At 65.5% G+C, this 20,361-nt stretch carries 23 protein-coding genes; 11 read left to right on the top strand and 12 right to left on the bottom strand.

What is annotated here, in order from left to right; all coding sequences use genetic code 11:
• Positions 1-14 precede the first annotated feature (14 nt).
• The 5 genes from rbfA to WJU21_RS10140 all read left to right on the top strand — a co-directional run bounded on the left by rbfA (position 15) and on the right by WJU21_RS10140 (position 5,346).
• Positions 15-416, top strand: a complete 402-nt coding sequence (rbfA, locus tag WJU21_RS10120; protein WP_346323285.1) for a 30S ribosome-binding factor RbfA — start codon at positions 15-17, stop codon at positions 414-416.
• 4 nt (positions 417-420) lie between these two features.
• Entirely contained in the window at positions 421-1,314 is an 894-nt protein-coding gene (gene truB / locus WJU21_RS10125; protein WP_346323286.1) for a tRNA pseudouridine(55) synthase TruB, read from the top strand.
• An 11-nt stretch (positions 1,315-1,325) separates the two neighbouring features.
• On the top strand, positions 1,326-1,595 hold the full coding sequence (rpsO, locus tag WJU21_RS10130; protein WP_346323287.1) for a 30S ribosomal protein S15: 270 nt from the start codon (positions 1,326-1,328) through the stop codon (positions 1,593-1,595).
• A 135-nt stretch (positions 1,596-1,730) separates the two neighbouring features.
• Positions 1,731-3,875, top strand: a complete 2,145-nt coding sequence (gene pnp, locus WJU21_RS10135; protein WP_346323288.1) for a polyribonucleotide nucleotidyltransferase — start codon at positions 1,731-1,733, stop codon at positions 3,873-3,875.
• 73 nt (positions 3,876-3,948) lie between these two features.
• Positions 3,949-5,346, top strand: a complete 1,398-nt coding sequence (locus tag WJU21_RS10140; RefSeq protein WP_346323289.1) for a nitronate monooxygenase — start codon at positions 3,949-3,951, stop codon at positions 5,344-5,346.
• A 114-nt stretch (positions 5,347-5,460) separates the two neighbouring features.
• Here the strand turns inward: WJU21_RS10140 and WJU21_RS10145 are convergent, their stop codons facing one another.
• Positions 5,461-6,099, bottom strand: a complete 639-nt coding sequence (locus tag WJU21_RS10145; RefSeq protein ID WP_346323290.1) for a glutathione S-transferase — start codon at positions 6,097-6,099, stop codon at positions 5,461-5,463.
• 96 nt (positions 6,100-6,195) lie between these two features.
• Complete coding sequence (locus tag WJU21_RS10150) at positions 6,196-6,684, bottom strand: hypothetical protein (RefSeq protein ID WP_346323291.1); 489 nt, start codon at positions 6,682-6,684, stop codon at positions 6,196-6,198.
• A gap of 164 nt (positions 6,685-6,848) precedes the next feature.
• Between WJU21_RS10150 and irrA the strand changes: the two genes are divergently transcribed.
• From irrA to WJU21_RS10170, 4 genes are all read left to right on the top strand, one after another.
• Positions 6,849-7,265 (top strand): iron response transcriptional regulator IrrA, encoded by a 417-nt coding sequence (irrA, locus tag WJU21_RS10155; RefSeq protein WP_346323292.1) that lies wholly within the window; start codon positions 6,849-6,851, stop codon positions 7,263-7,265.
• A gap of 149 nt (positions 7,266-7,414) precedes the next feature.
• Positions 7,415-7,834, top strand: coding sequence for a rubrerythrin family protein (locus WJU21_RS10160; protein WP_346323293.1), 420 nt, complete (start codon positions 7,415-7,417; stop codon positions 7,832-7,834).
• An 89-nt stretch (positions 7,835-7,923) separates the two neighbouring features.
• Positions 7,924-9,264, top strand: coding sequence for a heterodisulfide reductase-related iron-sulfur binding cluster (locus tag WJU21_RS10165; RefSeq protein WP_346323294.1), 1,341 nt, complete (start codon positions 7,924-7,926; stop codon positions 9,262-9,264).
• Between the two features lie 11 nt (positions 9,265-9,275).
• Positions 9,276-9,863 carry a DUF3501 family protein gene (locus tag WJU21_RS10170; protein WP_346323295.1) on the top strand — a complete coding sequence of 196 codons (588 nt, stop codon included), beginning with the start codon at positions 9,276-9,278 and terminating at the stop codon, positions 9,861-9,863.
• Positions 9,864-9,901: 38 nt separating this feature from the next.
• Here the strand turns inward: WJU21_RS10170 and WJU21_RS10175 are convergent, their stop codons facing one another.
• A complete protein-coding gene (locus WJU21_RS10175; protein ID WP_346323296.1) occupies positions 9,902-11,359 on the bottom strand; it encodes an FAD-binding protein in 1,458 nt (485 codons plus the stop codon).
• Between the two features lie 235 nt (positions 11,360-11,594).
• Here WJU21_RS10175 and WJU21_RS10180 point away from each other — a divergent pair, with 235 nt between their 5' ends.
• The gene (locus WJU21_RS10180) at positions 11,595-12,188 is read left to right on the top strand and encodes a TetR/AcrR family transcriptional regulator (RefSeq protein ID WP_346323297.1); all 594 of its coding nucleotides are present in this window, start codon (positions 11,595-11,597) and stop codon (positions 12,186-12,188) included.
• Here the strand turns inward: WJU21_RS10180 and WJU21_RS10185 are convergent.
• Entirely contained in the window at positions 12,178-12,702 is a 525-nt protein-coding gene (locus WJU21_RS10185) for an SH3 domain-containing protein (RefSeq protein WP_346323298.1), read from the bottom strand. The two genes, WJU21_RS10180 and WJU21_RS10185, sit on opposite strands and share 11 nt — an antisense overlap.
• A gap of 188 nt (positions 12,703-12,890) precedes the next feature.
• Here WJU21_RS10185 and WJU21_RS10190 point away from each other — a divergent pair, with 188 nt between their 5' ends.
• Entirely contained in the window at positions 12,891-13,877 is a 987-nt protein-coding gene (locus WJU21_RS10190; protein ID WP_346323299.1) for a D-glycerate dehydrogenase, read from the top strand.
• Positions 13,878-14,120: 243 nt separating this feature from the next.
• Here WJU21_RS10190 and WJU21_RS10195 read toward each other — a convergent pair whose 3' ends face one another.
• The 8 genes from WJU21_RS10195 to ubiB all read right to left on the bottom strand — a co-directional run bounded on the left by WJU21_RS10195 (position 14,121) and on the right by ubiB (position 20,355).
• Positions 14,121-14,354: a hypothetical protein gene (locus tag WJU21_RS10195; RefSeq protein WP_346323300.1), complete on the bottom strand. Its 234-nt coding sequence runs from the start codon at positions 14,352-14,354 to the stop codon at positions 14,121-14,123.
• A gap of 50 nt (positions 14,355-14,404) precedes the next feature.
• Positions 14,405-14,788, bottom strand: coding sequence for a DsrE family protein (locus WJU21_RS10200; protein WP_346323301.1), 384 nt, complete (start codon positions 14,786-14,788; stop codon positions 14,405-14,407).
• Positions 14,785-15,576: a molybdopterin-synthase adenylyltransferase MoeB gene (gene moeB, locus WJU21_RS10205; protein ID WP_346323302.1), complete on the bottom strand. Its 792-nt coding sequence runs from the start codon at positions 15,574-15,576 to the stop codon at positions 14,785-14,787. The genes WJU21_RS10200 and moeB overlap by 4 nt, the downstream gene beginning before the upstream one ends.
• On the bottom strand, positions 15,576-16,541 hold the full coding sequence (gene cysK / locus WJU21_RS10210) for a cysteine synthase A (protein WP_346323303.1): 966 nt from the start codon (positions 16,539-16,541) through the stop codon (positions 15,576-15,578). Before cysK ends, moeB begins: the two co-directional genes overlap by 1 nt.
• A 61-nt stretch (positions 16,542-16,602) precedes the next feature.
• The gene (locus WJU21_RS10215) at positions 16,603-17,055 is read right to left on the bottom strand and encodes an Rrf2 family transcriptional regulator (RefSeq protein WP_346323304.1); all 453 of its coding nucleotides are present in this window, start codon (positions 17,053-17,055) and stop codon (positions 16,603-16,605) included.
• Positions 17,056-17,058: 3 nt separating this feature from the next.
• A complete protein-coding gene (dut, locus tag WJU21_RS10220) occupies positions 17,059-17,505 on the bottom strand; it encodes a dUTP diphosphatase (protein WP_346323305.1) in 447 nt (148 codons plus the stop codon).
• Positions 17,505-18,728 carry a bifunctional phosphopantothenoylcysteine decarboxylase/phosphopantothenate--cysteine ligase CoaBC gene (gene coaBC / locus WJU21_RS10225; protein ID WP_346323306.1) on the bottom strand — a complete coding sequence of 408 codons (1,224 nt, stop codon included), beginning with the start codon at positions 18,726-18,728 and terminating at the stop codon, positions 17,505-17,507. The genes dut and coaBC overlap by 1 nt, the downstream gene beginning before the upstream one ends.
• Before the next feature lie 70 nt (positions 18,729-18,798).
• Positions 18,799-20,355: a 2-polyprenylphenol 6-hydroxylase gene (ubiB, locus tag WJU21_RS10230; RefSeq protein ID WP_346323307.1), complete on the bottom strand. Its 1,557-nt coding sequence runs from the start codon at positions 20,353-20,355 to the stop codon at positions 18,799-18,801.
• Positions 20,356-20,361 lie beyond the last annotated feature (6 nt).

Genomic DNA, 20,361 nt, shown 5'->3' on the forward strand with positions numbered 1-20,361 from the left:
AAGGCAGGCAGATCATGAGCAAATCCCGTGGAGGTCCGCGGACCCAGCGTCAATCCCGCGTGGGCGAGGTGCTTCGCCACGCATTGGCCGAGGTGCTGATGCGCGGCGAGATCCGCGACCCGGCGGTCGACGGCGTGTCGATCACCATCACCGAGGTCGATGTCGGCCCCGACCTGAAGAACGCCACCGCCTATGTCATGCCGCTCGGCGGCCGGGACGTGGAGAAGGTGGCGGAGGGGCTCAACCGCTGTGCACGCTATCTGCGCGGACAGATCGGTCACATCGTGGAGATGCGCTACGTACCGCAGCTCCGCTTTGCCGTCGACCACACGTTCGAGCAGGCTGCCAAGATCGATGAATTGCTGCGTCAGCCCAAGGTCGCCCGCGATCTTGGACACTCCTCCGACGACGAATAGGGCCATGGCGCGCAAAAGGAAGGGCCGGCCGATCAACGGCTGGGTCGTGCTCGACAAGCCGTCGGGTATTACGTCTGCAAATGCAGTATCCAGGGTGAAGCGCGCGCTCGACGCCGCCAAGGTCGGCCATGCCGGCACCCTCGATCCGCTGGCGACAGGGGTGTTGCCGCTGGCGCTGGGCGAGGCGACCAAGCTGGTCTCCTACGCCATGGACGGCTCGAAATCCTACCGTTTCACGATCCAGTGGGGCGAAGGCCGCGATACCGACGACAGCGAGGGCGCGGTGACCGGCCTCAGCGACGTGCGTCCCGGTGCGGCGGCGATCGAGGCGGCATTGCCGGCCTTTACCGGCATGATCCAGCAGAAGCCGCCGTCATTTTCCGCCATCAAGGTAAACGGCGAACGCGCCTACGACCTTGCCCGCGAGGGCGCGCCGCCCGACCTGCCGCCGCGCGAGGTCGAGGTGCGGCGCTTCGTGCTGGTCGAGGCGCTGGACGACAGCGCACTCTTCGAACTCGACTGCGGCAAGGGCACCTATGTGCGCTCTATCGCACGCGATCTGGCCAAGGCGCTGGGCACGTTCGGCCATGTCACGGCGCTGCGCCGGACCCGGGTCGGCCCCTTCACCGAGGCCGACGCCTTTTCACTGGATAAGCTTGGGGATTTGGACCATAGTGCGCCGCCTTATGGCCTTGTGCTGCCCATTGAGACACCGCTGGACGACATCCCGGCGGTCGCCGTAATGGAAAGCGAGGCCGACCGCCTTCGTCATGGCCAGCCGGTATTCGTGCCGCGCCAGCTTGATGGCGAGGTGGTGATCAAGGTGTCCGGAAAAGCCGTCGGTATCGGCGTGCTCACGGACGGAAACCTGAAGCCCAAGCGGCTTTTCAACCTCTAGAGGAGAAACCGATGTCGATTACTGCTTCCCGCAAGGAAGAACTGATTGGTGAATTCGGCGTTGCCAAGGGCGATACCGGTTCTCCGGAAGTCCAGGTCGCGATCCTGACCGAACGGATCGTCAACCTGACCGAGCATTTCAAGACCCACAAGAAAGACAACCACTCGCGTCGCGGCCTCATCAAGATGGTGAACCAGCGCCGCAGCCTGCTGGCCTATGTCAAGAAGGTGGACGAATCGCGGTACACCTCGCTGATCCAGCGTCTCGGACTGCGCAAGTAATGGGGGAAGCGCCGGCATTGTCCGGCGCTTCTGCTACAAGGGCCGCCTCATCGGGGCGGCAGACGGCCTTCGAATTGAAAGAGTCGAGGAAGGGGCGGCAGGCAATGGGGCCCGCTGCGCAAGAAGGAATTCAACATGTTCAATATCACCCGTAAGGAACTCAACTGGGGCGGCCGCAAGCTGGTCCTGGAAACCGGCCGTGTCGCCCGCCAGGCGGACGGCGCCGTTCTCGCCACCTATGGCGATACCGTGGTGCTGTGCACCGTCGTCGCGGAAAAGTCGCCCAAGCTCGGACTCGACTTCTTCCCGCTGACCGTCAATTACACCGAGAAATACTACGCCGCCGGCAAGATCCCGGGCGGCTTCTTCAAGCGTGAAGGGCGTCCGACCGAGAAGGAGACGCTGACCTCGCGCCTCATCGACCGGCCGATCCGGCCGCTGTTCCCGTCGGCGTTCCGCAACGAGACCCAGGTGCTGTGCACCGTGCTGAGCCACGACATGGAGAACGATCCCGATATCGTCGCCATGATCGGCGCCTCGGCGGCGCTGACCATTTCCGGCATCCCGTTCCTGGGCCCCATCGGCGGCGCCCGCGTCGGCTACATCGATGGCCAGTATGTGCTGAACCCGTCCATCGACGACCTGCCCAACTCGCAGCTCGACCTGGCCGTCGCCGGCACCAGCTCAGCCGTGCTGATGGTGGAATCGCAGGCCGCCGAACTCAGCGAGGAAGTCATGCTGGGCGCCGTGGTGTTCGGCCATGACCAGATGCAGCCGGTGATCGACCTGATCATCGACCTGGCCGAGGATTGCGCCAAGGAGCCGTGGAACCTGCCGGAAGGCCCGGACCACAGCCTGCTCGAGACCCGTATCGCCGAACTCGGCGAAGCCAGCCTGCGGGCCGCCTATGCCAATACCGAAAAGCAGGTCCGCACCAAGGCGATCAGCGAGGCCAAGAACCAGGTGGTCACGGCGCTGACCGACATGGACCCGCCGGCCGATCCGTCGGTGGTCAAGACCCTGCTGAAGAACCTGGAAAAGACCATCGTTCGCGGCAACATCATCAAGACCGGCCAGCGCATCGATGGCCGTGACCTGACCACCGTGCGCCAGATCCTGGCCGAGGTGACGGTTCTGCCGCGCACCCACGGCTCGTGCCTGTTCACCCGCGGTGAAACCCAGTCGCTGGGCGTCGTGACCCTGGGCACCGGCGATGACGAGCAGATCATCGACTCGCTCGAAGGCAACTGGCGCTCGCGCTTCATGCTGCACTACAACTTCCCGCCCTTCTCGGTGGGCGAAGTGGGCCGCAGCGGCTTTACCGGCCGCCGCGAAGTGGGTCATGGCAAGCTGGCATGGCGCGCCCTCCAGGCCGTCCTGCCGAGCCCGGAAGAATTCCCCTACACCATTCGCATCGTGTCGGAGATCACCGAATCGAACGGCTCGAGCTCCATGGCCACCGTCTGCTCCTCGTCCCTCGCCATGATGGACGCCGGTGTGCCGATCAAGCGGCCGGTTTCGGGCATTGCCATGGGCCTGATCCTCGAGAAGGACGGCAGCTACGCCGTGTTGTCCGACATCCTGGGTGACGAAGATCACCTCGGCGACATGGACTTCAAGGTGGCCGGCACGACCGAAGGCATCACCTCGCTGCAGATGGACATCAAGGTCACCGGCATTACCAAGGATATCATGCAGACCGCCCTCGCGCAGGCGCAGGGCGGCCGGATGCATATCCTGGACGAGATGGCCAAGTCCCTCGACCATTCGCGCGACGAGCTGAACTCCAACGCGCCGCGCATCGAGACCATGAGCGTGCCGAAGGACAAGATCCGCGAAGTCATCGGGACCGGCGGCAAGGTGATCCGCGAGATCGTCGAGCAGACCGGCGCCAAGATCGACATCGAGGACGACGGCACCATCAAGATCGCCTCCAGCGATCCGGAATCCATCAAGAAGGCCCGCGCCTGGATCACCGGCATCGTCGCCGAGCCGGAGATCGGCATGGTTTATGATGGCAAGGTCGTGAAGGTCGTCGACTTCGGCGCTTTCGTGAACTTCATCGGCAACAAGGACGGTCTCGTCCACATTTCCGAACTGCGCGAGGATCGCGTTGCCCAGGTCGGTGACGTGGTCAAGGAAGGCCAGCCCGTCAAGGTCAAGGTCCTCGGCGTCGATGACCGCGGCAAGGTGCGTCTGTCCATGCGGCTCGTCAACCAGGAGACGGGCGAGGAGCTGCCGGACAACCGCGAGCCCAAGAAGCAGCGCCGCGAACCATGATGCTTGGATTTCGTGCGGTTTTGGCCTATGTGCCTGCTATAGACACCAGGTCAAAACCGCAGGTCCACGCTGCATGAAGGCGCTTAACGCGATCCGTATCGCTGGCAAGGAAGTCCTGCCGCTCATCGAGGGCGGCAAGGGCATCTCCATTTCCAATGGAGCCAGCGCGGGCGCGTGGGCCGGTGCCGGCGGAATCGGCACGGTCTCGTGCGTCAATGCCGACAGCTACGATTCAAGCGGCATTCTGTTACCGCAGGTCTACAAGGGCCGGACCCGTGTCGACCGGCACGAAGAGCTGATCGAATTCGGTATCAAGGGCGGTCTTGCCCAGATTCGTGAAGCGTACGAGCGCGCCTCCGGCAACGGCTTCATCAATATCAATGTGTTGTGGGAAATGGGCGGCGCCCAGCGGGTGCTGCACGGCGTGCTCGAGCGGGCGAAGGACCTGGTCCACGGCGTCACCTGCGGCGCCGGCATGCCCTACAAGCTGGGCGAGATTGCCGCCCGCTACGGGGTGCGCTATTACCCGATCATCTCTTCCGGCCGCGCCTTCCGCGCCCTGTGGAAGCGCGCTTATTTCAAGTTCGCCGAGATGCTGGGTGGTGTGGTCTACGAAGATCCGTGGCTGGCCGGCGGCCATAACGGCCTGTCCAATTCGGAAGATCCGCTGCGTCCCGAGGCGCCCTATCCGCGAATCGTCGAACTGCGCAAGACCATGAACGAGTTCGGCCTGCACGACACGCCCATCATCATGGCGGGCGGCGTGTGGTATCTGCGCGACTTCGAGGACTGGATCGACAACCCGGAAGTGGGCCCGATCTGCTTCCAGTTCGGTACCCGCCCGCTGCTCACCCGGGAAAGCCCGATCCCCGAGCTGTGGAAGCAGCGGCTGATGACCCTGGACGAGGGCGACGTGCAGCTCCACCGCCACTCACCCACCGGCTTCTATGCCTCGGCGGTGCGCAACGATTTCCTTGCCGAGCTCGACGGGCGCAGCGAGCGCCAGATCGCCTTCACGGCCGAGCCGGTCGGCGAGCACCAGGTGCCGTTTTCGCTCGGCGCCCGCAAGAACACGGTCTTCCTGACGCCGGGCGATGCCCAGCACGTGGCGGACTGGGAAGCCCAGGGCTACGATCGCCCCATGCGCACCCCCGACCAGACGCTGATCTTCGTCGCCGCCGAGAAGCAGCGCGAGATCCAGAAGGACCAGGCCGACTGCATGGGCTGTCTCAGCTCGTGCCGGTTCTCCAACTGGGCCGATCACGGTGACTTTTCCAACGGCAAGAAGGCCGATCCGCGTAGCTTCTGCATCCAGAAGACGCTGATGGATATCGCCCATGGCGGCGATGTGGACAACAATCTGATGTTCGCCGGTCACAGCGCCTACCGCTTCGCCCAGGACCCGTTCTACTCGAACGGCTTCGTCCCCACGGTGAAGCAGCTTGTCGACCGCATCGCCACGGGCGACTGACTACTTTTCCATTGCTGTCGCTGTCTTGCCGCGCCCCGGACTGCTTCCGGGGCCGGTCGCGGGCTGGGACATCACCAGCCCGGACAGGCGCAGGGGCGCACGGCGCGCTTTGGTTCAGTCCAGCTTGGGCGGCAGGTCCGGGTCGGCTTTCTTTGCCGCCCGCTGGAAGGCAGGGCGCTCGCCGATGCGTTTCAGATAGGCCAGCAGGTTCGGCATGTGCGAAATGTCCCGCGGCACGAACAGGCGCATGGTCGTCAGCGGGAACAGCATGATGATGTCGGCGGCGGTGAACTCGCTGCCGGCGAAATAGCGCGCCTTGCCCAGCCGATCCTCTACCATGGCGAACGCCTTGTCGCCGCGTGACCGCAGCGCCCGGGTCACATCGGTTTCGGGCACGTCCATCATCTGCAGGATGATGCCCACCATGGCGCTGGGCATCATGGAGCCGTTGGCGAAGTTGAACCAGAACAGGTAGTCGGCGAAATTCGGGTGGTCGGGCTTCAGCGCCAGCCGGCCATTGCCGTATTTGGCGTTGATGTATTCGATGATCGCGCCGGACTCGCCCAACACCAGGTCGCCGTCGGTGATCACCGGCGCGGTGCCGAACGGATGAATCGCCTTGTACTCGGGAGGCGCGAGCCGGGTGACGGGATCCCGGTCATATTTTTTCATTTCGTATGGAATGTTCAGCTCCTCGCACAGCCAGACGATTCGGTCCGATTGCGAGATGCCCAGATGATGCACGGTCAGCATGGTCTTCCTTCCCGGAAATGTCTGGGCAGAGTCCTAACCCGACATGCGCCCGACCGCCATGGATATCGTGCGGCGCCGGCGTCGGAGCCTGCTGGACTAGGGTGCCGGCGTCTGCTCGACAGGGGCCAGCACCTGCTTGATGTCGCCGACCATCAGCACCACGGGCGTGATGTGCTCGGGGCCCGAGGCATGGGCCAGCGTGCCCGAGACCACGAAGCTGGTGCCCGCGAGTTCGGCGCGGAACTGCGGCCCGCCAGGCTGAAACACCAGCTGCACGCTGTTCAGGTTCTGCTCGGGCGTGTTGGCCGGATTGGCGGGGTCGCCGTCGACGCAGATCGCCGGGCTCAGTTGCAGGATCGGCACCTGGACGATCGCATCGGTTTTGGGCGTGGCGCCGTAACCGGGCGGGCCGGACACCTGCAGCGAGTTCACCATGCCGGTCAGCGCCACCGGCGCGGGTCCATATGTCAGGCAGGCCGGTTCGGCGAGCGCAGCGGTGCACGACAGGCCCAGCACCAGGCTGGCGGCTGCGGCGGCGGCGCGCGCGGACCGGCGTGGATTGGCGGCAATCAGACGGCGTGTCATCGGATGCTCCTCGGGTGTTGGAGGCGGGGATCCGGGGACAAACGATGAAACTGCAGCAATGTGCCGCCGCGATCGGCCCATTGCTTGACTTTTGCAGTCTGGAGTCAATCTAATGACGGTGATGCGCAACCGCGCCCACCGTGCATCTTTCGATGGACAAAAACATGACCGAACGACCTTACGCCCAAGCGATCAACCGTCTCCGTGATGCGGACCTGCGTCCGACGCGGCAACGGCTGGCCCTGGCCAAATTATTGTTCGAGCAGGGCTGCGATCGCCATGTCACGGCGGAGACGCTGCACGAAGAGGCGCAGAAATCCGGCGCCCGCGTGTCGCTCGCCACGGTCTACAATACGCTGCACCAGTTCACCGATGTGGGCCTGTTGCGCGAGATCATGGTGGATTCGGGCAAGACCTATTTCGACACCAATATTTCCGACCACCACCATTTCCTGTGCGAGACGTCGGGGAATCTTACCGACATACCGGCGCATATGGTGACCGTGGCCGGGCTGCCGCAGGCGCCCGACGGCCGCAAGATCAGTCGCGTCGACATCGTCATCCGCATCTGCGACGAGTGACCCGCCGCCGCCTTATTTAGAATCATTCTAAATAAGGCTTGACCCCGGGAACGTGACGGTGTGTAGTAGCGTCACGCCAGCGCTCGACGCGCTGGCCGAGAGCCTTTGACGAGGCTGGGGAACAGATAACACTAGCTCAGGAGAACATCATGTCGCTCGCCGGTTCCAAGACCGTAGACAATCTGAAAGCCGCCTTTGCCGGCGAAAGCCAGGCCAACCGCCGCTACCTCTATTTCGCGCAGAAGGCCGATGTGGAAGGCTACAACGATGTGGCCGCGGTGTTCCGCTCGACCGCCGAAGGCGAGACCGGCCATGCTCACGGCCACCTGGAATTCCTCGAGGCGGTCGGCGATCCCGCGACCGGCGAGCCGATCGGCGAAACCTCGCTGAACCTCAAGGCCGCCATCGCCGGCGAGACCCACGAATACACCGACATGTATCCTGGCATGGCCCGCACGGCCCGCGAGGAAGGCTTCGACGAAATCGCCGACTGGTTCGAGACGCTGGCGAAGGCCGAACGTTCGCATGCCGGCCGTTTCCAGAAGGCCCTGGACACCCTGGGCGCCTGATCAAGCCCACCGTCCTGACGGGATGGGGCCGGAGTCTTCGCTGACTCCGGCCATTCCGCCGCCCACACCCCATTGAAAGAGGAAGCGCCATGGCTGAAGGCAGTCTCGACGCGCCGATCCGCCATCCACTGGATTGGAACAATCCGGACTTTTACGACGCCGAAAAGCTCGACGAGGAAGTCCGCCGGGTTTTCGACATCTGCCATGGCTGCCGCCGCTGCTTCAATCTGTGCGATTCGTTCCCGCGCCTGTTCGACCTGGTCGATGAATCCCCGACCATGGAACTGGATGGGGTCAAGAGCGAGGACTTCAAGCCGGTCGTCGACGCCTGCACGCTCTGCGATCTGTGCTTCATGACCAAGTGCCCCTACGTGCCGCCGCACGAGTTCAACCTGGACTTCCCGCATCTTATGCTGCGCTACCGCGCGGCCGAGCGCAAAGCAGGGCACACCAAGTTCACCCACGAACAGCTGGTCCAGACCGACCGCAACGGCAAGCTGTTCGGTCCCGTCGCGCCCGTCGTCAACTGGGCCACCGACCTGGACAACAAGCTGACCCGGCCCATCATGGAAGCGGTCGCCGACGTGGACCGCAACGCCTATGTGCCCAAGTTCCAGGGCGACACCTTCGTGCGCCGCGCGAAGAAGCATCCGCCGGCGGTCAACGCCGCGGCGCCGGGACATGGCCGCAAGGCGGTGATCTATGCAACCTGCTTCGCCAATTACAACAATCCGGATATCGGCGTCGCCACCCAGGCGGTGCTGGCGCGGAACGGTGTCGAGACCGAGGTGGTCTATCCCAAGTGCTGCGGCATGCCGCTGCTCGAGCAGGGCGACATCGAGGGCGTCGCCGCGAACGCCCGCAAGGTGACCGCCGAGCTGTTGCCCTGGGTCGAGAAGGGCTATGACATTGTCGCGCTGGTGCCGTCCTGCGCACTGATGCTGAAATTCGAATGGCCGCTGATCCTGCCCGGCGATGAAACCGTGAAGAAGATCTCCGAGGCCACGTTCGATTCCGCCGAATATGTCGTCGACATCGCCCGCAAGCAGGGTTTGGCCGACGGCCTTCAGCCGCTCGAAGGCGGCGTCACCGTCCATCTCGCCTGCCACGCCCGCGCCCAGAACATGGGTCCGAAAGCGGCCGAGATGCTGCGGCTGATCCCCGAGCCCGACGTGGCGGTAATCGAGCGTTGCTCGGGCCATGGCGGCTCGTGGGGCATGATGAAAGACAATTTCGAGGTGGCGATGAAGGTCGGCAAGCCCGTCGCCCAGAATGCCGTCAAACAGGCCAAGGCCTATGTGTCCAGCGAGTGCCCGCTGGCCGCCGATCATATCGTCCAGGGCATGGAACGTCTCGACAAGGACAAGACGCCGGCGCGTTCATGGCACCCCATGGAGCTGATGGCGCTGGCCTACGGCATCCGGCCGTAAGGAGTTTCCCGATGACCAAGCAAATCACGCGTGCCGACATCCTGCCGACCGCGGAATATGGCGCGATCCGCAAGCAGAAGCGCTCGGAACTGGTGGCGAAGAAGCGGCATCGCCGGGTTGAAGTCGGCCCCCACGTGACCTTCTATTTCGAGAGCTACGAGACCATGTGGCTTCAGATTCACGAGATGCTCTTCATCGAGAAGGGCGGCGAGGCGCAGGTCGATGACGAGCTGGCTGCCTACAACCCGCTGATTCCGCAGGGTTCCGAGCTGATCGCCACCATGATGTTCGAGATCGACGACGAGAATCGCCGCAAGCGTGTGCTGGGCCGGCTGGGCGGCGTCGAGCAGACGGTGACGATCACCATCGGCAGCCACGTGGTCCGCGCCACCGCTGAAGAGGACGTCGACCGGACAACCGCGGAAGGCAAAACGTCCTCGGTCCATTTCCTGCGTTTCCCGTTCACGCCCGAGCAGATCGCCGCCTTCCGCGACCTCTCGCAGCCCGCCATTCTCGGCATCGGCCACGAGGGTTACCAGCACATGGCCATGCTGTCGGCGGACACGCGCAACGCGCTGGCCAGCGACTTCGACGTCTAGGCTGGCATCGCTCCCGCATGGCGCGGGAGCACACGCCCTCAGTTGTTGAGCGTCGCCCGCGCGGCGTTCCGCCCGGCGACCCGGCCGTAATACGAGCCCGGGCCAAGACTCAGGCCGCTGGCATAGCCCTTGCCGTCCTGGGGAATGCTGGAGACGCAGGCGCCGGCCGCGTAGAAACCCGGAATGACCCGTCCCGTCCCGTCCAGCACCTCGCTATCGGCCGTGGTGCGCAGGCCGCCCAGGGTGAGATAACGATAATCCGAACTGGTGTAGGACAGGTCGAAGGCCGCGAAAGGCGGCTTGTCGAGCGGCTTCACCCAGTCGGGATGCTTGTTCCACAACGGGTCGGATCCCTGCGCGGCGGCCTTGTTGTAATCGGCCATGGTCCTTTGCAGCGCGCCCTGCGGAAGCCGCAGCCCGGTTTCCATTTCGGCAATGCTGTCCCAGCCGTCGATCAGCCGCTTCTGGATTTCCGGATAGGCGAATATCTCCGAATCGACGATCAGATAGGCCGCCGCGCCGGGCTGCTCGGCGATGTGCTCGGCGGTGCGGCCGTGATAGCTGTCCTCGGCCACGAAACGCTCGCCGCGGGTGTTGACCACGATGCCCTTGATCAACTGGCCCGGCGGATAGAACGACGAGGTCGCGATCGTGCCGCTCATTGCCTGGGTCGCCGCGCCGGCCGACAGGCCCAGCATCAACGCGGCGCCGTCATTGTGGGGAATCCCCAGCGCTTCCGCCGCCTCGGGAAGCTGCGGCGCGTAGCGCCGCATCAGTTCCTTGTTCATGCCGAAGCCGCCCGCCGCCAGGATCACCGCGCGGCGGGCGCGCAGATGGACGGGGCCGGATGTCTGGCGGACCTTTACGCCCATGATGCGGCCGGCGTCGTCGCGCACCAGCGCCTTTACCTCGCTGTCGGTCTGGACCCGCACGCCTTCCTCGGCGCAGCGGGCAATCAGTGCGTTCATGGCCAGCGCGCCGCCGCCATCGCCCACCTTGGCCACCTTGTGGCCGCGCGGCACCGGCGTGGCGATCTGGTAATAGGGCCAGACCTTTTCGTTGCCGGTCGAGGCGAGGCACTCGCTGGTCGGCGCGATCACCGCCTTGTCCTTGTAGTAGGTGCGCTCGAAGGGCACGCCCTGGGTCTCCAGCCAGTCGAAATGGTCGGCCGCGTCGTCGCAGAAGCGCCGCACGATGCGCGCGTCGGGCGCGCTGGTGCTGGCCATCAGGAACCTGAACATCTCCTCGGCGCTGTCGTCGTAGCCAACGGCCTTCTGCACGGCAGTGCCGCCGCCCAGGTAAAAGATGCCCGCCGACAGGGCGCTGGCGCCGCCGCCGCCGCTGGCCCGCTCGATCACCAGCACATCGGCGCCCGCCCGGCGGGCTTCCAGCGCGGCACAGGCGCCGGCGATGCCATAGCCGATGACGATAACGTCAGCGGTGTCGTTCCAGGCGCTGACCTGGTCGGCGCGCAGCAATTCGGGTGTGGTGGTCATGCAGTCCTCGCTGTTCGATCGCCGGGGTGGAAATTACGCCGCACGGCCCGGGCCCGGACGAGGAGCTCCCCGTCCATTCCTGTCGGCGCGCGATGGCGCGCAGGTCACCGTTGCTCGCGACTGGTCCGGATTCATCGTGTTTCCTGTTGGCGCGCCGTGCTAAATGGCTTGACCGACGATAACATAAGACGTCTGTTGTACAACATCTATCTTATTTCCTTTTCCGGAGGGAAGCGTGCCGCCCGACATCGACCAGGATCAGCGCCGCGAGGACGTCGCCAGGACTGCGGCCAAGCTGGTCGCTGAACGCGGCATGGGCGCCATCACGTTCCGCAACCTGGCCGCGGAAATGGGATGCAGCACCACCGCGATCAGCCACTATTTCACCAACCGCGACGAGATTCTCGCCGAGACCTACCGATACGTCGCCGCCCGGGCGGGGCAGGGACGCAAGCCGCCGCCCGGCGCCGATGCGCGCGCCCGCTTGCAGTCAATCGAGCGGATTCTGCCGCTTGATGCGGGGACATGGGATAATTGGGTGATCTGGCTGTGTTTCTGGACCGAGGCGCTGTTCAATCCGGCCCTGGCGCGCCAACAGAAGGAATATTCCCGCGGCAGCCGCCGGATGATCGAGGACCTGCTTGAATCCGTGGGCTGCCCGGAGCCGCTCGCCGCCAGCCTGTCGCAGAAGGTGATGACCACGCTCTACGGCATTGCCGTGCAGGCCGCGTTTGACCGGGAATCCTGGACGCCGGCGGCGCAGCGTGCGGCGCTGCACGATGTGTTGCAGCCGGTATTCGACCTGATACCGGAAGCCGCTACTCCTTGAAGACCTCGTAGGAATAGGCGCCCCAGAGACTCGACTTGCGCAGCCAGCCGGTGGCGCCGTCAACTTCCAGCTTGCACCATTCCTTGCGGCATTCGTCGAGCTCGCCCTGCACGCCCTTCTTGGCATAGAGCACGGGCGAAGCCGTGTCTTCGGGATCGCGGCGCAGGGTGGCGACGGCCACGGTGACGATCGCGCCCCGTTTCGACGACACCATGTGCTTGAGCATCCAGCCTTCGGCGCCGTCCACATCGCGCACTTTGCGCCACAGCTCGTATTCGGCGATGATCTCGACCGGCATGCCGCGGCGGGTATAGACCCAGTCGATCGGATAGCGGCTGCCCGGGCCGACGCGCATGTTGATCTTGCCGGACGACAGGGTGACGAAGCGGGGCAGCGGCAGGCCGGTGACGCCGCCGGCACCGGTCTCTTCGTCTTCGGCCTGCGCCCTTGCGGGCGCCGCCGGCAGCGCGGCCAGAAGGCACAGCGCGACCAGGAATCTCGCGACGATCTTCAAGCGGATGACCTGCCTATCCCCATGCACCACCAAAGGTTTATGCCGACCATGGGAATCGGTCAAGCGGCCACGCCGAATGCGGCCCTTGCAGGTTTGAAACCAAGGGGTACATCTGCTAGACACAGTTCGAGGGAACGGGCCAGAATCCCTCGTTATCCGACTGATATTTCGCCGTGGAGGGCGCCTCGATGACGTACAGGAAGACCAAGGTCATCGTCACCCGCAAGCTGCCCGATCCCATCGAGACGCGGCTGATGGAACTGTTCGACGTCCGCCTCAACCTGGAGGACAAGCCGTTCAACCAGGCCGAGCTGATCGCCGCCGTCAAGGAAGCGGATGTCCTGGTCCCGACCGTGACCGACCGGATCGATGCCGGGGTGCTGGTGCATGCCAATCCGGACCTGCGGCTGATCGCCAATTTCGGCACCGGCGTCGACCACATCGATCTGGCCACCGCGCGCCAGCGCGGCATCACCGTCACCAACACGCCGGGCGTGCTGACCGAGGACACCGCCGACATGACCCTGGCGCTGATGCTCGCCGTACCGCGCCGCCTGTCGGAGGGCGAGCGGCTTCTGCGAGACGGCGACTGGCAAGGCTGGTCGCCCACCGGCATGCTGGGCCACCGCATCTGGGGCAAGCGGCTCGGTATCATCGGCATGGGGCGCATCGGCTCGGCCGTGGCCCGGCGCGCCAAGGCGTTCGGCATGCAGATCCACTATCACAACCGCAACCGGGTGCGCGAGGACACCGAGCGCGAGCTGGAGGCCACCTACTGGGAAAGCCTCGACCAGATGCTGGCCCGCATGGACATCGTGTCGGTGAACTGCCCGCATACGCCCGCCACCTTCCACCTGCTGTCGGCACGGCGGCTCGCGCTGCTGCGCTCGCATTGCTACATCGTCAACACCGCGCGCGGCGAGGTGATCGACGAGAACGCGCTGATCCGCATGCTGCGCAACAAGGAGCTGGCCGGGGCCGGGCTCGACGTGTTCGAGCACGAGCCGGCGGTGAATCCCAAGCTGCTGGCCATGGACAATGTGGTGCTGCTGCCGCACATGGGTTCGGCCACCATCGAGGGCCGCATCGACATGGGCGAGAAGGTCATCATCAACATCAAGACCTTCGTCGACGGCCACGCCCCGCCGGACCGGGTGCTGGAAGGGCTGCTTTAGGCTCTGAGGTCGCTGCACGTACTCCACGGGCACCAAGGCAAGGTCTGCATGCCATTCAATTGCATACCTGCGGCGACCTGGCCCAGCCGAACCTTACGCCAGAGAATGTTTGCGCATTCGGTGAGCATCAACTGTGGTGCGATCAACAGGCTGGTAGAGGCAAGACGCAACGCCTCGGCGCTCTATTGTTTTCCTCGACTGTCCATCTGATCGCGACGCTGGCGTCAACGACCGCACGCTCCACTAGCGCGAATCCCGCATTTCGCGCAACAATTCGGCGCTGTCGGTCTGTTGGGTGCCACGTGTTTCTTCGTGGTGTCTGGCCAGACGCTCCCAGATGTCGTCGGCAGACCGACGTACAGCTTCCGTGAGAATCCGCCGCGATTCATCTTGACGCGATACGCCACGCTTCGCGGCCCTTACCGCCAGACCGCGGATCACGTCGTCGTCCAGCTTTCGGATGGTTATGTCGGCCATCGGTTCGCTCCGCCATCATTGATGGCAATGATGGCAAAACATAAGGCGCTTTACACGAAAACCATATCGCCGCTTGCTGACCCGTCGTTGAGGAAGCTGACCGCGCCCGCCACCTCCAGGTTCAGGTCGGTCCGCAGCTGCGCCGGCTTCAGCTCGCACAAAGCGAGGGCCGTCTCGCAAACCAGCAGGCGGGCGCCCAGGTCGCGGCAGGCGGTCAACAATTCCTCCAGTCCGGCGACCCGCAGGGCCTTCGCCCTGTGGTCGTCGTCGGGCATGCGCCAGTGCGTTGCCAGCGCCTGGACGGCGTTGCCCGCGAACAGGATGGTGACCGGCTTGCCGATGGCCGCCGCGGCGCTCGCCATCACCAGCGCATAATGCATGCGGGAATAATCGCCCGAGTGGATGACCAGCGACAGCTTGTCGATGCCACTCATGCCGCATGCGCCGTCAGGTCATGGATCGTGGCGTGTTCGCCGCACAGGGCGCAGCCGGGATCGCGGCGCAGCTTGAGGGTGCGAAAGCGTGCATCGAGGGCGTCGTAGATGGTCAGGCGCCCGGCCATGGACTGGCCGATGCCGGTGATCTCCTTGATCGCCTCGACGGCCTGCAACGAGCCCATGACGCCCGCCAGCGCACCGATCACGCCGGCCTCGGCGCAACTCGGCACGGTGCCCGGCGGCGGTCGCTCCGGAAAGACGCAGCGGTAGCAGGGGTTCTCGCCTTCGAATGCGCGGTAGGTCGAAAGCTGGCCCTCGAACTGCCCGATGGCCGCCGAGACCAGCGGCACCCGGGCAAGATAGCAGGCGTCGTTGACCAGGAACCGGGTCTCGAAATTGTCGCTTCCATCGGCCACGAGGTCATAGCCGGCCACGAGCGTCAGGGCATTGGCCGCGTTCAGCCGCTCCTCATGCAGGATCACCGTCACGTCCGGGTTGAGCGCGGCCAGCGTCTCGGCGGCGCTTTCGGTCTTGGGCCGGCCGATATCGGCGGTCTGATGCAGGATCTGCCGCTGCAGGTTGGACAGCGACACGGTATCGTCGTCGACGATCCCCAGCGTGCCCACACCTGCGGCGGCCAGATACATCAGCAGCGGCGAGCCCAGGCCGCCAGCGCCGACCACCATCACCTTCGCGGCCAGCAGCTTCTGCTGACCGGCGCCGCCAATCTCCTTCAGGATGATGTGGCGGGCATAGCGCTCGATCTGGTCGTCGCTGAAGTCCATCAAAGCCCTTCGAACAGCTGGGTCGACAGGTAGCGCTCGGCGAAGGACGGGATGATGATGACGATGGTCTTCCCGGCCATCTCCGGGCGCGTGCCGAGTTCGACGGCGGCGGCGATTGCCGCGCCCGACGAGATGCCCACGGGAATGCCTTCGGTCCTCGCGAGTTCCCGGGCATAGGCGAACGAGGTTTCGTTGCCGATGGTCAGCACTTCGTCGATCACCTCGGTATTGAGGATCGACGGGATAAAGCCGGCGCCGATGCCCTGGATCTTGTGCGGGCCGGGCTGGCCGCCGGACAGGACCGGACTGTCCTCGGGCTCGACCGCGACGATCAGAACGCCGGGTTTACGGGCCTTCAGCACTTCGCCCACACCGGTGATCGTGCCGCCGGTGCCGACGCCCGAGATGACCGCGTCGACGCCGCCGTCGGTGTCGTTCCAGATTTCCTCGGCGGTGGTGATGCGGTGGATCGACGGATTGGCCGGGTTGTCGAACTGCTGCGGTATCACGGCGTGCTCGAAGGTTTCCTTCAGTTCCTCGGCGCGCTGGATGGCGCCGCGCATGCCCTTGGCGGCCGGCGTCAGCTCGAGTTCGGCGCCCAGCAGCAGCAGCATCTTGCGCCGCTCGGTCGACATGCTCTCGGGCATCACCAGGATCAGCCTGTAACCTTTGGCTGCGCAGACGAAGGCGAGTGCGATGCCCGTGTTGCCCGATGTGGGTTCGACGATGACCGTGTCCGGATTGAGCACGCCCGCCTCTTCCATGGCTTCGATCATGGCGACGCCGATACGGTCCTTCACCGACGAGATGGGATTGAAGAACTCCAGCTTGCACAGCAGGTTGGCCTTGACGTTGTGGGCCTTGGCCAGCCGGTCGATGCGCACCAGCGGCGTATCTCCAATGGTATCGATGATGGAATCGTAGACCTTGCCGCGGCCCTTGGTCCCCGTCTTGCTGATCGGCATGTGGCGCTCCTTTAAAATCCGGAATTCAGGTTCGGTTCGGCTTCCGGGTGACGAAAGCGCTCTAGATGGTGAAGTCGAGGCGGTCTTTGGATTCGCGCGGCACGCCGGTCCCAGCGGCTTCGCTGCACAAATCCTCGACGGTCACCGAATCGAGCCGTTCCATCATGTCCTGCTGGATGGAGTCGAGCAACGGGGCGATGATCCGCTTGCCCATGGCCGATTCGGATTCGTAGCCGCCGCCGGCTTCATCCTCCATGGCGGCGATGACCCGGACGATCTCGCCCACGGAGACGCGTCGGCGTTCGCGGGCAAGCAGATAGCCGCCGCGCGGGCCGCGCACGCCCTTCAGAATGCCCGCCCGCACCAGCTGCTGCATGACCTGCTCGAGATAACGCTGCGGGATTCCCTGGCGGGCGGTGATTTCCTTGGATTGCACCGGCTCGGCGCGGGCGTTGTAGGCGATGTCCGCCACCGCCTCAAGCGCATAAAGGGTTTTTCGCGACAGCTTCAGCACGTCTCAGCCCTTGCCGGTCGATCCGAAGCCGCCGGCGCCGCGCGCCGTCTCGCTCAGTTCGGCCTCGTGGAACTCGGCCTGCACCACCGGCGCCACGATCATCTGCGCGATGCGGTCGCCGCGGCGGATCAGGAACGGCTCGTGGCCCAGATTGATCAGGATCACGCCGACCTCGCCGCGATAGTCCGCGTCGATGGTTCCCGGCGTGTTGAGCACGGTGACGCCCTGCTTGAGCGCCAGGCCCGAACGCGGCCGGACCTGCGCCTCGTAGCCTTCCGGCAGGCCGATGGCGATGCCGGCAGGAATCAGCCTGCGCTCGCCCGGCGCGATGGTCACGTCCTCGCCGATGGCAGCGGTCAGGTCGGCGCCCGCTGCCTGGCTGGTCTGATAGGCGGGCAGGGCCAGCCCTTCCGCGTGGGGCAGGCGGCGGATCGAGACGGAAACGCGCATCAGGCGGCAGGCTCCTTCAGATAATCGGCGATGCGGCGGGCGAGTCGCTCGGCCACCGCAGACTTGCTCGCGGGCGGCCAGTCCTCGACGGCATCGGCGGTGACCAGGTGCACCGTATTGTCGTCGCCGCCCATGATGCCGGTGCCCGGGGATACGTCGTTGGCGACGATCCAGTCGCACTTCTTCTTGTCCCGCTTCGCCTGCGCGTAGGCGACCACGTTCTGGGTTTCGGCGGCAAAGCCGATAACGAGGCCAGGCCGGTCGTTGGACCGGGCCGACAGGGTGGCCAGGATGTCCGGGTTCTCGACCAGTTTCAGGCTGGGCGGTCCCCCGCCGTTCTTCTTGATTTTCTGCGGGCTGCCGTCGGCCATGCGCCAGTCGGCGACAGCGGCGACGCAGACCGCCACGTCGGCGGGGAGCGCGGCCTGGCAGGCGGCCAGCATCTCGCGGGCCGATTCGACGCGTACCGTGAACACGTTGGCCGGATCCGGCAGGGTCGTCGGGCCCGATATCAGCGTCGTTTCGGCGCCCAGCGCCGCCAGCGCCTGGGCGATGGCGTAGCCCTGCTTGCCCGAGCTGCGGTTGGCGATATAGCGCACCGGGTCGATCGCCTCGTGGGTTGGCCCCGCGGTCACCAGCGCGCGGCGTCCGGTCAGCGGCCGGTCGGTGGCACGGGCCGTGGCGGAAAAGAACGTCTCGACGGCGCCGACGATATCCATCACGTCGGCAAGGCGTCCGTCGCCGACCTCGCCGCATGCCAGGTCGCCGCTGCCCGGGCCGACGCGCACGACGCCGTCGCCCTCGAGGGTGCGCAGGTTGCGCTGGGTCGCCGGATGCAGCCACATCTGGACGTTCATGGAGGGGGCAATCATCACCGGCTTGTCGGTGGCGAGCAGCGCCGTGGTGGCAAGGTCGCGCGCGTTGCCGTTCGCCATGCTCGCCATCAGGTCCGCAGTTGCCGGCACGACCAGCACAAGGTCCGCCTCGCGCGACAGGCGGATGTGGCCCATCTCGGCCTCGTCGGTCAGCGAGAACAGTTCCGTGTAGGTTTTCTCGCCCGTCAGGCTGGCGACGGACAGCGGTGTGATGAACTCGGCGGCCGCCCTGGTCATGACAGCCCGGACGCGCACGCCCCGCTCGCGCAGGCGGCGGATCAGGTCGAGCGACTTGTAGGCGGCGATGCCGCCGCCGATGATCAGCAGAATCCGTTTGTCTTGCAGCATCCTGGCGCCAATTCACGGTCCGGAAGTGTAGTTATGGTAGGTACCACATTCCGGCGTGACAACAAGCAGTTTAGTTGAGAATTACTATCAATAGAGCCAGCAGCGCCGCGATCACCCACAGCGCCGCGCCCTGATTGCGCAGGTGGCGGCTCTGTGCATCGCCGATCAGCCGCGCGGTTTCGGGGTGCAGCACCAGGCCTTCGGCGGTCAGCACGGCGGCGCGCTTTTCCAGTTCGTCGGCGAGCAGCGGCAGATAGCGCAGCACCGACAGGGCGGCCTCGGCACCTTCGCGGATATAGGCGTCGGGCCCCATATTGTCGGTCAGCCAGCCCTGCACCACCGGCGGCGACACCTCCCACATGTTGATTTCCGGGTCCATGTACATGGCCAGTCCCTCGGCCATCACCATGGTCTTCTGGAGCAGGAGGAGTTGCGGCTGGGTGCGCATCTCGAACGTGGCGGTGATCTGGAAAAGCTGGGCCAGCAGCTTGCCGAACGAGATGTCACGCACCCGGCGGCCGGCGATGGGCTCGCCGATCGCGCGCAGCGCCTGGGCGAAACTGTTGATGTTCTTGGTGCGCGGCACATAGCCTGCCTCGAAATGCACCTCGGCGATGCGGCGGTAGTTGCCGGTGTGGAAGCCGCGCAGGATTTCGGCAAGGTAGCGGCGCGACTTGCGGTCCAGCCGGCCCATGATGCCGAAGTCGACGGCAACCAGATTGCCTTCGGTGTCGACGAACAGGTTACCCTGATGCAGGTCGGCATGGAAGAAGCCGTCGCGCATCACCTGCAGCAGGAAGACGCGCACCAGGACGGCGGCCAGCGCGCTCAGGTCCATGCCGGCGGCGACCAGCGCCGCGCGGTCGCCCAGCGGCGTGCCGTCGATCCATTCGGTCGTCAGCACCTGGCCGGACGTGGCGGGCCAGATCACGCGCGGCACCCGGAATCCGGGTTCTCCCGCCATGTTCTCGCGCAATTCGCTGCCGGCCGCCGCTTCGTAGCGCAGGTCCATCTCGATCGCGACGGTCTCGGCGAAGGTCTCGGCCACTTCCACCGGCCGCAACCGGCGGGAGTCCGGCACGCGCCGTTCCATCAGCCGGGCAAGCCAGTACAGCGTCGCCAGGTCGCGACGGAACGCCTCGCGCACGCCGGGACGCAACACCTTGACGGCGACGGTCACCCCGTCGGCGGTCACCGCCTTGTGAACCTGCGCGATGCTGGCGGCGGCGACGGCGTTGTCGTCGAACTCGGAAAACAGCACCGCCACCGGTTGGCCCAGTTCGGCCGCGATGATCGCCCGGGCTTGCGCGCCGGGGAAAGGCGGCAGCCGGTCCTGCAGCCGGGTCAGCGCCTCGGCCACGTCGCCACCGGCAATGTCGGGCCGGGTCGCCAGCGCCTGGCCCAGCTTGATGAAGGTGGGGCCCAGCGCCTCCAGCGCATGCGCCAGCCGTTCGCCCGGCGGGATCGCCGCATTCACGCGGCGCCGGTTGAACACGGTCAGCAGGTTCAGCGCGGCGCGCATGGCGGGCGGCACGGCCAGCAGTTCCAGCGGGAACATGGCATCGTGGCGCGCCAGCGTGCGGGCAATCTTGAAAAGTCTCAGGAAGTGGCCGGCGGCGGCGAACATGGGCGC

Origin of the sequence: Emcibacter sp. SYSU 3D8 (assembly GCF_039655875.1) — a bacterium.
In the GTDB taxonomy this organism is placed as follows: domain Bacteria; phylum Pseudomonadota; class Alphaproteobacteria; order SMXS01; family SMXS01; genus RI-34.